Consider the following 13,007-nt stretch of genomic DNA (forward strand, 5'->3'; position numbering starts at 1 on the left):
GAGCGTATCCTCGCCGCCGAAAATTGACCAGGGAAAGGTCTATTCCATGACAGACATGTATTTCTCAACCCCAGCTAGCCGCGAAATTCATGACGAACGCCCCGGATCAGGCGCCGCGGGCGTGTCGGATCCCGACCCTGGTCAGAGTGCCCGCCCGAGTGGCGGCTCGCCCGATCCGGTGCGTGCGCTCATCGCGGAGTGGGAGATGCAGCAAGACGCATACGTCGCGAAGCGCGCCGAGCGTTTCGGAATCGTGCTCGACGCGATCCAGTACGCGAAACCTGGCGTCACGACGATCTTGGATGCCGCGGGCGGGCTCGGCTCGTTCTCGCGCCTGATCCTGGAGCGATTCCCAGAGGTGCGGGTGGTGACGCTCGACTACGATCCGGCGCTCCTCGCGCTCGCCCGGAGGAACCTCGCGGAGTTCGGCGAGCGCTCGCTCGTGGTGGAGGCGAACCTCCTCGACCCGAGTTGGCCGGCCGCGCTCGAGGGGTGGCTACCCGAGGTTGTGGTGTCGAGCACGGCGCTGCACTGGCTGCCGGCCGGCGGGCTCGTCTCGTTCTATGAGCGGCTCGCGCGCGTGCTCCCTGAGGGTGCGCTCTTCTTCAACGCCGACCACCTCTCGCTCGGCGTCGAGGGCTCGTTCTTCCGGGCGGTGAGCGCGGCGGATGACGCGCGTCAGCAGGCAGCATTCGAGGATGGCGTGCTCGACTGGGACGGCTGGTGGGAGCGCTTTTCCGAGGGCGGAGAGTTCGACGAGTTGATCGCGGAGCGCGACGCGCGCTTCGCCGCCATCTGGGAGGACGAGGCGCGGGACGTGTCGCCCGTGTTCCACGCCGAGTCGCTGCGGGTCGCTGGCTTCCGGGAGGCGGGCACCCTCTGGCAGTACTTCGACGACTACGTGGTCTACGCGCGGCGGTAGGGCGCCCTGCGCGCGGGGCCCGGCGCCCGGCGCGCCCGGGCCGCCGCCCTCGCCGAGAGATCTGCACTCAAATTCAAGAATTTGGGCTTTCAGCCTCGGTGGGTGCAGAAATCCCTGTGAGCGCTGACGTGGACGCAGGCGCTGACGCTGACGCTGACGCAGGCGCTGACGCAGGCGCGGACGCCGCCCAGCGCTCGCGCTCCTCGCGGCCCGGGGGCGTGAAGAGCACCGCCACGAACGTCGTGATGGGCACCGCGAGGATGAGGCCGACGCCGCCGCACAGCGTGCTCACGATCTCGATGCCCAGGTCTTCCGCCGTGAGCAGGGAAAGCAGCGGGCGGTTGTACATGTAGAGGAGCAGCAGCACGCTGAGCGCGGCGCCGATGTATGCAAAGAACACGGTGTAGACGGTCGAAGCGATGTGGTCGCGCCCGATTCGCATGGCGCGCGCGTAGATGTCGCGCCGTGAGAGGTGGGGCGCCGCCGCGCGCAGCTCCCACACGGCGGACGACTGCGTGATCGTGACGTCGTTCAGGATCCCGAGCCCCGCGATGAGGATCGAGCAGGTGAGGAGGCCGCGCAGGTCCATCTCGCCGACCATCGCCGAGAGCAGGCTCGACGAGTCGCTTCCCGCGCCGCTGAGCCGCGCCGCGCGCACCGCGAGCTCCGAGAGCCCGGAGATGCACAGGATCCCGAACAGCGTCCCGATCAGGGCGGCGGTCGTGCGCATGTTGGGCCCGTGGACGAAATAGAGCGTGATGAACATGATCGCGACCGAGCCGACGATGCCGATGAGGAGCCCCGGCCCGCCCGAGAGGAGCGCGGGCAGCACGAAGGCGAGCAGCACGACGGCGCTGATCCCGAGCGCGAGCAGCGCGAGGAAGCCGCGGATGCGCCCGATCGCGACGACCACGATGACGAAAATCAGGGTCAGGATCAGGAGCGGAATGTGCCGCTCGATGCCCGCGAGGCCGTAGGCGGGCAGCGCGTCCGGGTCGATCGCGTAGCCTGTCGCCTCGCTATCGTCGGGCGTGAGCGCCGGCGTCGCGATGAGTTGCACGTGGTCGCCCTGCGTGAGGCCAGAGGCGAGCACCGTGCCGCGGAGCTGGATCGACACCATGCGGCCCGTGTCGGAGCCGCTCAGGATCCCGACGCTCGCGGTGACGCAGCGGTCCTGGGCAGGCTGCCCGGACCCGGATCCGGACCCGGATCCGGAATCAGAGCCGGCCCCGGCCCCCGGTGCTTCGGGTCCGGATCCCGAGCCGCCGCGCTCGCCGGTTTCGCCCCGCGCACCGGCGCCTGCCCCGCAACCCTCCGTGAGCCCGAGGATCTCGCCCCGCTCATAGGTGACGCCGGGGGCTGAGAATTCGGCCCGCTCGGCGACCGTTGCGACCCTCGCGTAGTCCGGCCAGAGCGCCGCCATCCCGACGACCGTCGCGGCGGCGACCGCGACGAGGATCCCGACCGTGATGGTTCGCACCAGGCGGCTCGCCCGGTGGTCGGGATCCGGGACGCCCCCGAACTCTCCGGCCACTTCGGCGTGCGCGTGCGAGTGGCCGTGGGAGCTCCAGACGCGCTCGAGTCTCGCTTTCAGGCTCAGGATCTGCCTCCTTCTCGGGCGTCTGCGGCGGGCCGCGCCGGCGACGCGTGTCTCCCAGTGATGATAATTGTTCTCAGGCCTCTGCGGGCTGTGCGTGTGTCTGGACCGGTCCCCTCAGCGGCTCTTTTCGTGCCGCGAGGAATCGCCGATTGGTGATTCAAGGTGAAATTTGCTCCCGACTGCCTTAGAGTCTCCTTTGAGAAAAGAAACGGCGTGGGGGAGCCAGTTCTCGGCGAGATCGCGGGGCGCCAAGCCCCTGGCGAGACGTCGGAGGAGCCTGTCTCTCTGTGCGCGAGCACGGAAGGAACACCACTAGAGACCACCTGGGAAATCATCCGCGTAGCTGTCGTTCAGTGAATCTTCCCCGTTTTGCGAGGCAGCGCCACGGATCCCAGGTCCCGACCGGAGGACCCCGCCTCCGGTCGTGACGCCCCCGGGCAGGTTGCATCGATTCCCCGAGATGCTCCTGGCCCGGGGCGTCCCCTTTCCGGACACGAGCGTCTTTCGGACCGTCTACGCTGAATCTGTGACGTCCGACAGCCTCAAGTATCCCTACGCGGACACCTACTTCGTGTACGCAGACTCCGGACCGGCCGAGGGCGCCACGTATGTGCTGCTGCACGGCATCGGCATGGGCCGAGTCACCTTCGAGGGAGTCGCGGAGACTCTCCGGCCGTACGGGCGCGTCATCGCGATGGACCTCCCGGGCTTCGGCGATTCGCCCCGGTCCCTCGCCGCCGACACGATCACGGAGAATGCGGACCTGATCGGACAGTTCATCGCCGACCTCGACTGCGGGCCCGTCGTGCTCGCCGGACACTCGATGGGCACCCAGATCGCGGCCGAGATCGCCGTTGCGCGCCCGGAGCTGCTCGAGGCGCTCGTGCTCATTGCGCCGACCATCAACCGGCACGAACGGAGCTTCGCCCGGCAGGCGCTGCGAATGGTCCAGGACCTCGCCGGCGAAAGCCCGAAGGTGCTCCTGATCGGCGTGTTTGAGTACCTGAAGACGACCCCGTTCTGGTTCGTCGGGAGGCTGCGGCGGATGCTCGCGCAGGCGATCGAGTACCTGTGTCCCCTCATCACCACACCCACGCTCGTCATGAGCGGCGAGTGCGACTTCGTGGCGCCGCAGCGCTGGACCGCCGAGATCGCCGCCGCGGTGCCGGGGGCCGAGCTGCGGGAGATCCCGGGCCGGCGCCACGACGCGATCATCAAGAGCGCGGAGCCTGCCGCATCGATGATGCTCGAGTTCGTCGAGCAGCTTCAGGATCCGGCGCCTCAGTAGTCCACGGGATCGCGCTCGATCGGGCAGGTCATGCAGTGCCCGCCGCCGCGCCCGCGGCCGAGCTCCGCGCCGACGATGGGGATCACCTCGATGCCGGCGCGCACGAGCTGGTCGTTCGTGAGGGTGTTGCGATCGTAGGTGTAGACGACGCCGGGGCGGAGAGCGACGGCGTTGTTGCCGCTGTCCCACTGCTGACGCTCGGAGGCGTAGTTGTCGCCCGCGGTCTCGACGACGCGGAGCCCGTCGAGGCCGAGCGCGGCGGAGACCACCTCGACGAGCGGGCGGTCCCCGTGGTCGGTCACGCGGATCCCGCCGGCGCCGGCAGCCGGCCGCAGCGAGAAGCAGTGCACCTCGTCGATGATCTTCGGATACAGCGTCACGACGTCGCGGTCGACGAACGTGAACACGGTGTCGAGGTGCATGGCGGCGCGCAGCCGCGGCATGCCAGCGACGATCACGTGCTCGGCGGCGCCCTGCGCGAAGAGCGCGGAGGCGAGCTGCGTGATGCCCTGCCGCGAGGTACGCTCGCTCATGCCGATGAGCACGGTGCCGCGCCCGATCGGCATGACGTCGCCGCCCTCGACGGTCGCGCGCCCCCAGTCGGCCTCGGCGTCGCCCCACCACACCCGCGACCCCGAGAGCTCAGGGTGGAAGCGGTAGATCGCCTGCATGAGCATCGTCTCGTCGTGCCGCGCGGGCCAGAACAGGGGGTTCAGGGTGAGCCCGCCGTAGATCCAGCACGTGGTGTCGCGCGTGTAGAGGGTGTTCGGCAGCGGCGGCATCAGGTACTCGTTCACCCCGGCCGACTCGCGCGCGAGGTTCACGTAGTCGCTGCGGTAGTCGGCGGGGAGGTCGGTCGTCGCGAGCCCGCCGATGAGGAACTCGGCGAGCTGCTGCGCCGGCAGGCTCTCGAGGAAGCCGCGGGTCCCCTCGACGAGCCCGAGCCCCACCTCGTTCGGCGTGATCTTGCGGTCGAGCAGCCAGTCCTTCGCGTCCGGGATCGCCATCGTCTGCGCGAGCAGGTCGTGGAGCTCGAGCACCTCGACCCCGTTCGAGCGGAGGCTCGAGACAAAGTCGGCGTGGTCACGCCGCCCGTTTTCGACCCACATCACGTCGTCGAAGAGGAGCTCGTCGCAGTTCGACGGGGTGAGCCTGCGGTGCGCGAGCCGGGGCTCGCACACGAGCACCTTCCGCAGCGCGCCGACTTCGGAGTGCACGCCCTTCGGCGCTGATTCTGACATCTCGGTTCTCCTTCGGAGTGAGGGGCGGGGGTGAAGGCTCAGAGGGTGATCCACCCGGCGACAATCGCCACGATCCCGGCGACCGCCCCGAGCAGGGAGACGGCGAAGATGATGAGCTCCCGGGCCGAGAAGACACGGCGGCCCTGCTCGCGCCGCGCCATCGCGAAGAGGATCGTCGCGGGGGCGTAGATGACGAGCGCGAGCAGCACGAACTGCACGCCGGCGGCAAAGAGGAGAAACGCGGTGTAGACGACGGCGATCGCCGACACGATCCGGTCGCGCACGATCCCGCGTGCCTGCGGCTCCTGCCCGGGTTCCGGCCGGGAGCCGACGAGCTTCAGCGCATAGAGCGCCGCGAGCAGGAACGGCACGAGCGTGAGCGCGCTCGTGAGGTCGAGCGCGAGGTCGAGCGCGTTGCCAGCGAGCAGCAGCGCGAGGAGCAGCAGCTGCACAAAGATGGACGTGAGCAGCACGGCGTTCGCCGGCACCCCGTGCCGGTTCGTGCGGGCGAGGAAGCGGGGCATGTCACGATCCTCCGCCGCGACGCTCAGCACCTCGGCCGCCATGAGCGACCACGCGAGGTAGGCGCCCAGCACGGAGACGATCAGCCCGGCGCTCACGAACCAGCGGCCCCACGGCCCCACCGCGTGCTCGAGCACTCCAGCCATCGAGGGCTGAGCGAGTTCCGCGATCTCCGACATCGGCATGACTCCGTAGGAGACGATCGTCACGGAGGCGAAGATCGCGAAGACCGAGAGGAAGCCGAGCACGGTCGCGCGCCCCACGTCCTCGCGCCGCTTCGCGTGGCGGGAATAGACGCTCGCGCCCTCTACGCCGAGGAATACGAACACCGTCACGAGCATCGTGCCGCGCACCTGCTCAAAGAGGGACCCGGCGTAGTCTGCGCCGCCCCAGTTCTCCGCGAATGCTGCCGGGTCGAAGACGAAGATGCACAGCAGCACGAAGATCACGATCGGCACGATCTTCGCGATCGTGACGATCGTGTTGATGGCGGCGGCACCCTGAACCCCGCGCCTGACCAGGAGGTAGAACCCCCAGAGGCCGGCGGAGGAGAGCGCGATAGCAAGGGGGGTGTCTCCCGCTCCGAGTCCGCCGACCCCGAGGCCGGTGAGGGTCGACATGATGAAGACCCAGTAGAAGGTGTTGCCGGCGCAGGCGCTCGCCCAGTACCCGAATCCCGAGAAGAAGCCGAGATACTCGCCGAAGCCCTCCTTGGCGTAGGCGTACACCCCGGCGTCGAGCTCGGGCTTGCGCACCGCGAGCAGCTGGAACACGAAGGCGAGCATGAGCATGCCTGCGCCCGCGATCGACCAGGCGATGAGGGCGCCAGCGACCCCGGTCTCGCGGGCGAAGCGGCCCGGCAGGGTGAACACCCCGGCCCCGACCATGGAGCCGACGACCATGCCCGTCATCGCGAGCGTCGAGAGCTTCGCGACGGGGGCACCGGATCCGGTCTCGCCGCCCCCCGATCCGGGCGCGGAGGGCGCGGTGGAACCGCCCGACGCTGCATCCCCACCAGACATGCTGTGTCCTCTCGACGCTGAGTAACTGCATCATATACACATGTTGTATTCGTGCAATAGAGTGTGATCAGAGCAACTTTTGTCGCCGGATCAGCGCAGCCTCGCGGGGTCCGCGAGCCCGCTGAGTGCGGGGTTCAGCCGGTTCAAAGGCGAGCCGGGGTAGAGATGGTACGGGTTACAGAACGGGGACCGAACATGCGTGGAAAACTGATGATCGCGGCGGCCATCGCAGCGACGGCTCTGCTCGGACTGAGCGGCTGCGCCGCCGAGGCCGAGGGCGCCGCAGGCACGTGGGGGAGCTCCGGGCAGGGGCAGCCCCAGCTCGAGCTCGCGAAGGACGGCAAGCTCTCGGGCACCGACGGCTGCAACCGGCTGGTCGGCAGCTGGAGCGAGAAGGGCGGCGTCGTCGAATTCGGCCAGGTCGCCTCGACGATGATGGCCTGCCAGGACGTCGACACCTGGCTCTCCGGTCTCGTCACCGGCGAGGTGCGCGGCGACGAGCTCATCATCAAGGGCGAGGGCGGCAAGCAGATCGGCACGCTCGCGCGCCAGGAGAAGTAGCGACGGCGGATCCGGATCCGGGGCCCGCGCCGGCGCTCGCTCCGAATTCTGCACTCGTTCCCACGATTCCCTTCCGAAACCTAGGAACGAGCGCAGATCGCGGAGCGAGCGAGCGCGCGCGCCTACAGTAGCCCCGCGCGCTCGGCGCGCAGGATCGCGGTCGCCCGGTTCGGGGCGTCAAGCTTGCGATAGACCCCGCGCAGGTGGGTCTTCAGCGTATTCATTGAGATGAACAGGCGTTCTGCGATTTCGGTGCGGCTCGCGCCGCTCGCGAGCAGGTGCAGCACCTCGCGCTCGCGCGAGGTCAGCGGCACGGGGAGCTCGAGGTTCGGCCGGACGGGCTTCATGGGAGCCTCAAGTCCCTCCCATTTCGGCACGGCCGTGGTGGCGAGCTCGTGCACCTCGGAGGCGAGAAACGGCACGTCCTCGCCGCGGCTCCCCCCGGCGATGGACTCGAGCGTGTGCAGGGTCTCGAGCGCCTGATCCCGCCGGCCAAGCGTGAGGTGCGCGTGCGCCATGATGCCGTAGCGCCTGAGCTGGAGCTGCCGCAACCCGTCCGTCCCGGCGGCGGAGGAGCGCGCGAGCTCCAGTGCGCGCTGCCCGCGGCCCCTGGCGACCGCGACGGCCGCGCTGACCAGCTGCGTTCCCACGAACTCGGGGTCTCCGGCCGCGATGCTGCGCTCGGCCGAGGCGAGGTCGCCGCGCATGAGGTGCACCACGGTCCTGGACATCGGGAGGACGCTCCCCGTGAAGCTCTCTCCCTCGATCCGAGGAAAGCCGAGATTCTCGAAGGTCGCGAGGCGGTCGCTCAGTTCGAGGAGCCGGCCTGAGCGGAGGAGCTGGCGGTGCAGCCCGAGCACGAGGAACGGCCACATCTCACCGACCTCTCGGAGCGGGAGCGCGCGGAGGGTCAGCGAGGCGCGGTCGAAGTCGTGATCGAGGATGGCCTCCGCGAGCGCAGCATGAGCGTCGATGATCGGCTCGATCCAGCTCGCAGTGCGCGGGATCCGCTTCGCCTGGCCGAGCGCGATGACCGCGTCCTCCGTGTCGCCGAAGAGCGCGTGGATGATGGCGGACTTCACGTGCGCGTCTCGGTTGAAAAAGAGGAGCGAGGGCACGATGACGTGGGACTGCGCCGCCGCGAAGTAGTCGAGCGCCGCCCGGAACTCGCCCGCAAGCATCGCGGTGGCCCCGCACTGGGCCGAGATCAGGAGGTTCCACCCGCTCCGGGTGTCGAACATGGGGTGTACCTTGACCGCTTCCTCGTGCAGTTCGGGCACGAGGCTGAGGGCCGCGCCCGCGCGGCCGCGGAGGCGCAGGTCCATCATGCGGGCGATGAGCCGCATGGTCGTGAGGCATGGATCGCCGTCCGGGATCGCTGCGGCCTGCTCGAGGTCGAGGTGTCTGTGATCCGCGACGCTCACGAACTTCAGCATGTGGCGCGCGAACTCGGAGGACTCGCCGCCGCCGGCGAGGATGAGCTCAAGGATTGCGCGGAACCGCTCGCGAGGAAGCCGGTACCATGCGGCCGGCCCGCTGCGCCGAAGTTGGGCAAGCGCCCGCGCGTGGTCGCCGCGGTCGAGGCTCGCCTCCAATTCGCAGCAGAGCTCGTCGAGCTCGGTTCCTCTGTGCAGCAATGCTTCCCCTCGAAATATGCGTCTGATCACACAATAAGCCACATGTGATGCCGAATTTAGGGCCCGGTGCCGTTTTGTGACATTAATCTCTCGGGCGTCGCCAAAAGGGTGATCTTGGCTGCGGAAAAGGATGAACCGGCGGGCGTAGAGGGGTGACGAGATTGGGCATAAAGCCAGATCAGAAGAGTTTTTCGTGTCCTTTTGCTCTGGGCGGCGTTTGCTAGCTTTCTTCCCGGACGGGACCAGAACGCCCAGAGATTGCGAAATCCAGAAAGAGGATGAAGTGCACACACTCCATGATGGAGCGGATCAGCGGCGCAGTAGCCGCCTCTGCGGTGGACACCGCAGCGCTCATTCCCGATGCAGGGGAAAGACCCGCGCTGCCGCGGAGCCATTCGCCTGCGATGCGAACACGATGTATACGGTGAACGACGAGGGCACCATTCGCGCGGTCGACATCGAAGCGGGGGTGCTCGGCCCTGTTCATGCTGAAGGCCAGCGAGCAAACGCGCTCGGAGTGAGTGTCGACGGAGCGGTCGCCTACACCCTCGACAACAGCGTCTCCTCGGCGGGGCTCGAGAAGCAGATCGCGATCCACGATGCCATTACCGGCGAAACCGTGACGAAGTCCCTCGGCGATCCCCGCGTTCCGGGAGTGCTGATCCGGGGGGCGGTGAGCCCCGCAACGGGCCTCTACTATTACGGCGGCGACGGCGTGCCATCGTACCTCGGAGCCTACGATCCCGAGGCAGCCGAAGCAATCGGGCAGGTCGGGTTTCTGGCCACATCCCGGAGCGGCAATGGTGACTTCGCGTTCGGCGCGAACGGTGACCTGTATGTGTTGAAGGACGACATGATCGGCCGCGTCGCCGCGGGCGATCTTCCCACGCGGCCGGGGTCCGAACCGATCCCCCTCACTGAGGTCGCAACGCTTCCGGACGGAACGCTCGGGAACGGCATCGCGTTCGGGGCGAACGGGCGCCTCTTCGTCTCTCAACACGACAGGATCAGCGAGGTCGACCTTGCGACGGGGAGCCTCACGCGCACCTTCGACACCGGGGATTTCGGCAACACTGACCTTGCGAGCTGCTCGTTCCCGAACACACTGACCCTGCAGAAGGACGTCGTCGATCGCTTTGCAGAGTCGGACCAGTTCGCGTTGGCGATCGGCGCTCCTGAGGGCACGATCACCGCTACGACGACGGGCAGCGCGACCGGCATCCAGGACACGACTGTGGGGCCGATCTTCGTTTCGCCAGGCGTCGACTACCGGATCAGTGAGTCGGCGGCATCAGGAGCTGATCTCGCGAACTACGAGTCGAGCGTGACCTGCGTCGACCAAGAGAACACCGAGGTGCCGATGAGTGGGCAGGGAAGCGACCTGAGCGTCACGATTCCGAGCCACCCGAGCGGCACGAATGTCGTGTGCACGATCGTGAACGACGCGAAGCCGCAGCCAGGGCTCGTTCCGGGATTCACGCTTGAGAAGCACTCCGACCCGGCCACCGGCACCTCGGTTCTGCCCGGAAGCACGATCGAGTACACGATCGTTGCAGCGAACACCGGCGAGACCAGGCTCGACCCGGTCACCGTGTCGGATGACCTCAGCGGCGTGTTTGCGCATGCCGACCTTGTGGGCGAGCCGGTGACTGAGATCGACGGTGTGGCTGTGACCGATGGCCGCGCGACGATCTCGTATGCGACACACTCAGACGCGACGCTCAACTGGGTCGGGTCGCTCGAGCAGGGACAGACCGCGACGATTACCTACTCGGTGACCGTGCACCGGGACGCTTCCGGCGTGCGTATCAAGAACCGCGCAACCGCGGCGGCGACCGATCCGGAGACCGATGAGGAGATCACAGGGCCTGAGGTCGTCACCGAGCACGAGGTGCCGGAGCCGTCGGTGAACCCGAAGGCGCCGGATCCGGAGCTGCCGGGATCCCCGAAGCCGGATGACCAGCTCGCGACAACAGGCGACGCCTCCGTCATCGGGGCGCTCTCGCTCGGCGCGGCGCTGCTCGGAGGTGGGGCACTCGCGCTCCTGATCAGGCGCCGAGACGCGTAATCAGCCGGGGGCGGGCCAGCGGCCGCCCCCGAGACCCCCCGGGCCGCAGTCCTCCCCCCGAACGGCGGCCCGGGTCGGTGCGGTGGCTCGCCGCATCCGTGTGACCCGCGCACCTGGGTCGTGTCCTGCGAAGCGGGCTCAGGTGCGCGGGTCGCTGCGTTTCCCGGCGGCACCGGCCCCACCGGCGGCACCGGCCCCACCGGCCGCTCCGGCACCGCGCGAGGCCGGATCTGCGGCCGGATCCGCCCACGCGGCGTGCGCCTCGCGGACCGCGTCGAGGTCGCCCGGGGTGTGGAGCCCGCGCTCGGCGCGGGCGAGCGCCTCCTCGCCCGCGCGGCGGAGCTCGCCCGCCCAGACCTCGCGCTCGGCGCGCGGCACGGGATCGACCTCGAGCGCCGCTGCGAGCGCCCCGAGCTCCCGCTGCAGGCGCACGCACACCTCGACGATCGCCGCGCCGTCTCGTGCTGCCGGGCGGAACGCGTCGGTGAGGAGGTCGCGGACCGAGATCCCCCGCATCCGTACAAGCGGGAACACGACCTCGGGATCCGGATCCGTGACGATCGCGTGCCGCAGCACGCGCTCGAGCGCGCCGAGCACCTCGACGGCGGTGCCCGGGTCGTTCACGGCGGGGGAGAGGGCTTTGCTCGCGACCTCGGAGAGCGCGATGAGGCCGAGCCTGGCATCCTGCTCGAAGGTGCGGTGCGCCTCGATGAAGAAGGCGTCGAGCACGTGCTCGCGGGCCGCGTGGCTGAGCTCGGTCGAGGAGAGCACGAGCGGCTCACCGAGCGAGACGCGGGCGCCGGGCCGCGCGAGCACCCAGAATTCGCAGCCGCAGTGCTGGGCTACTCGCTCGAGGTGTTCGACGTCGATCCGCACGACGTAGCCGGGCTGTTGCGTCGCGATCGGCACCGCCTCTGCGGCGGGCGCGATCCAGCGCGATGCGCCCATGCGGGGATGCTTGGCCTGCGCGATCATCGCCCGAGTGGCCGCGCGCTCGAGCCGCTCGATCACGTCGGGGGTGCGGCCGAAGTCGGCGAGGAACGAGATCCAGCGCAGCAGGCTCACGAGCACGAGGGCCACCACGAGCACGGTCGCCGCGAAGAGCAGCGCCTTGCCCGTCTCGGAGTACACCTCGAGCGAGAGCGCGATGATGCCGACGATGGAGAAGGCGAAGGCGCCGACGTAGGTCGAGAGCGCGTTCTGCGAGGTGCTGTCGGTGATGAGCAGCTGGGTGGATCGCGGGGTGCCTGCGGTCGCGGCCGCCGTGTAGGCGGCGACCATGGTCGTGAGCGAGAACGTCGTGACCGCGAGCATCGAGGTCGCGAGGATCTCGAGGAGGGATCCGACCGAGCTCTGTCCGAGCTCGATCCCCGTGTCGTCGGGCAGGAGCGAGCTGGCGGCCCACGCGAGCACGGCGACCACGATCGCCGCGATCGTGAAGAGCATCGCTCGGAACCAGATCCCGCGTGCGATGCGCCGCGCGATGATCCACCACCTGGACATCTCGTCCTCCCGTTCCCTGGCTCCGGCGGCTGCCGGAGCGCTCAGGCAACGCTAATCCGGATCGGGGCAGGGGCACAAACCCCTGCTCCGATCCGGATCCCGTGGTGCGCGCACCCCGGCGCGCACCAGCCGCGTCCCCCCGACGCGGCTGCGCCGCGCTTACGCGGCGACGGCCTCCTGCGGCTGGCGCTTAATCGCCTTCAGCAGCGCGAGGAAGAGGAAGACCATGCCTGCCGTGAGGAGGATGTGGCCGATGCCGGCGATGCCGGAGATCATCGCGTTCGACTCCTGGCCGAGCACCGTGAGGCTGCCGTGCCACACCATCATCCCGGCCGTGATCACGATTCCGGCGTTGTAGAGCCAGAAGAACCAGGTGAAGTGGCGGCTGTGCGACAGGCCGAACGACTTCTCGAGCAAGAGCACGATGAGGAAGCCGATGAAGCCGAGCGTGAGCAGGTGGGTGTGGAGCACGCCGAGCTGGGTGTACTCCCCCTCGGGGAAGCCGTTCAGCTTCGTGAACTCGCGATAGAAGACTCCGGATCCCACCCCCACGAGCATGTAGGTGAAGGCGACGGAGGCGAGGCGGGTCATGATGGCCTTTCTGTTCGATGAGCTGGTTCGAGACTGATCCAGAACCATCGTC

10 protein-coding genes are annotated in these 13,007 nt (G+C 68.7%); 4 read left to right on the top strand and 6 right to left on the bottom strand.

Annotation, left to right across the window (positions count from 1 at the left end; genetic code table 11):
- The first annotated feature begins 46 nt into the window (after nt 1-46).
- Entirely contained in the window at nt 47-922 is an 876-nt protein-coding gene (locus ACOPJ3_RS02230) for a class I SAM-dependent methyltransferase (protein WP_427870202.1), read from the top strand.
- A gap of 73 nt (nt 923-995) precedes the next feature.
- Here the strand turns inward: ACOPJ3_RS02230 and ACOPJ3_RS02235 are convergent, their stop codons facing one another.
- The gene (locus ACOPJ3_RS02235) at nt 996-2,402 is read right to left on the bottom strand and encodes a YibE/F family protein (protein ID WP_427870203.1); all 1,407 of its coding nucleotides are present in this window, start codon (nt 2,400-2,402) and stop codon (nt 996-998) included.
- Between the two features lie 646 nt (nt 2,403-3,048).
- Here ACOPJ3_RS02235 and ACOPJ3_RS02240 point away from each other — a divergent pair.
- Nucleotides 3,049-3,810 carry an alpha/beta fold hydrolase gene (locus ACOPJ3_RS02240; RefSeq protein ID WP_427870204.1) on the top strand — a complete coding sequence of 254 codons (762 nt, stop codon included), beginning with the start codon at nt 3,049-3,051 and terminating at the stop codon, nt 3,808-3,810.
- Here the strand turns inward: ACOPJ3_RS02240 and ACOPJ3_RS02245 are convergent.
- Together ACOPJ3_RS02245 and ACOPJ3_RS02250 are read right to left on the bottom strand one after the other, a co-directional pair.
- Nucleotides 3,804-5,051 (bottom strand): arginine deiminase, encoded by a 1,248-nt coding sequence (locus tag ACOPJ3_RS02245; RefSeq protein ID WP_427870205.1) that lies wholly within the window; start codon nt 5,049-5,051, stop codon nt 3,804-3,806. The genes ACOPJ3_RS02240 and ACOPJ3_RS02245 overlap by 7 nt on opposite strands.
- Before the next feature lie 38 nt (nt 5,052-5,089).
- Nucleotides 5,090-6,595 (bottom strand): basic amino acid/polyamine antiporter, encoded by a 1,506-nt coding sequence (locus tag ACOPJ3_RS02250; RefSeq protein WP_427870206.1) that lies wholly within the window; start codon nt 6,593-6,595, stop codon nt 5,090-5,092.
- A gap of 195 nt (nt 6,596-6,790) precedes the next feature.
- Here ACOPJ3_RS02250 and ACOPJ3_RS02255 point away from each other — a divergent pair, with 195 nt between their 5' ends.
- Entirely contained in the window at nt 6,791-7,156 is a 366-nt protein-coding gene (locus tag ACOPJ3_RS02255; protein WP_427870207.1) for an META domain-containing protein, read from the top strand.
- Between the two features lie 122 nt (nt 7,157-7,278).
- On the opposite strand, the gene ACOPJ3_RS02260 is transcribed toward ACOPJ3_RS02255, so the two are convergent.
- Nucleotides 7,279-8,793, bottom strand: a complete 1,515-nt coding sequence (locus ACOPJ3_RS02260) for a helix-turn-helix domain-containing protein (protein WP_427870208.1) — start codon at nt 8,791-8,793, stop codon at nt 7,279-7,281.
- Between the two features lie 415 nt (nt 8,794-9,208).
- On the opposite strand from ACOPJ3_RS02260, the gene ACOPJ3_RS02265 reads away from it, so the two are divergent.
- On the top strand, nt 9,209-10,861 hold the full coding sequence (locus ACOPJ3_RS02265; RefSeq protein WP_427870209.1) for a DUF7507 domain-containing protein: 1,653 nt from the start codon (nt 9,209-9,211) through the stop codon (nt 10,859-10,861).
- Nucleotides 10,862-10,999: 138 nt separating this feature from the next.
- Here ACOPJ3_RS02265 and ACOPJ3_RS02270 read toward each other — a convergent pair whose 3' ends face one another.
- Nucleotides 11,000-12,364 (bottom strand): DUF2254 domain-containing protein, encoded by a 1,365-nt coding sequence (locus ACOPJ3_RS02270; RefSeq protein WP_427870210.1) that lies wholly within the window; start codon nt 12,362-12,364, stop codon nt 11,000-11,002.
- Between the two features lie 159 nt (nt 12,365-12,523).
- On the bottom strand, nt 12,524-12,955 hold the full coding sequence (locus ACOPJ3_RS02275) for a DUF2871 domain-containing protein (protein WP_427870211.1): 432 nt from the start codon (nt 12,953-12,955) through the stop codon (nt 12,524-12,526).
- Nucleotides 12,956-13,007: the final 52 nt, after the last annotated feature.

Source organism: Leucobacter luti, assembly GCF_050310065.1.
GTDB lineage: Bacteria > Actinomycetota > Actinomycetes > Actinomycetales > Microbacteriaceae > Leucobacter > Leucobacter luti_B.

Excerpts from the sequence above, each read along its gene's own strand:
- ACOPJ3_RS02230 (WP_427870202.1), top strand. The coding sequence starts at position 47 with ATGACAGACATGTATTTCTCAACCCCAGCTAGCCGCGAAATTCATGAC.
- ACOPJ3_RS02245 (WP_427870205.1), bottom strand. The coding sequence starts at position 5,051 with ATGTCAGAATCAGCGCCGAAGGGCGTGCACTCCGAAGTCGGCGCGCTG.
- ACOPJ3_RS02250 (WP_427870206.1), bottom strand. The coding sequence starts at position 6,595 with ATGTCTGGTGGGGATGCAGCGTCGGGCGGTTCCACCGCGCCCTCCGCG.
- ACOPJ3_RS02255 (WP_427870207.1), top strand. The coding sequence starts at position 6,791 with ATGCGTGGAAAACTGATGATCGCGGCGGCCATCGCAGCGACGGCTCTG.
- ACOPJ3_RS02265 (WP_427870209.1), top strand. The coding sequence starts at position 9,209 with ATGTATACGGTGAACGACGAGGGCACCATTCGCGCGGTCGACATCGAA.
- ACOPJ3_RS02270 (WP_427870210.1), bottom strand. The coding sequence starts at position 12,364 with ATGTCCAGGTGGTGGATCATCGCGCGGCGCATCGCACGCGGGATCTGG.
- ACOPJ3_RS02275 (WP_427870211.1), bottom strand. The coding sequence starts at position 12,955 with ATGACCCGCCTCGCCTCCGTCGCCTTCACCTACATGCTCGTGGGGGTG.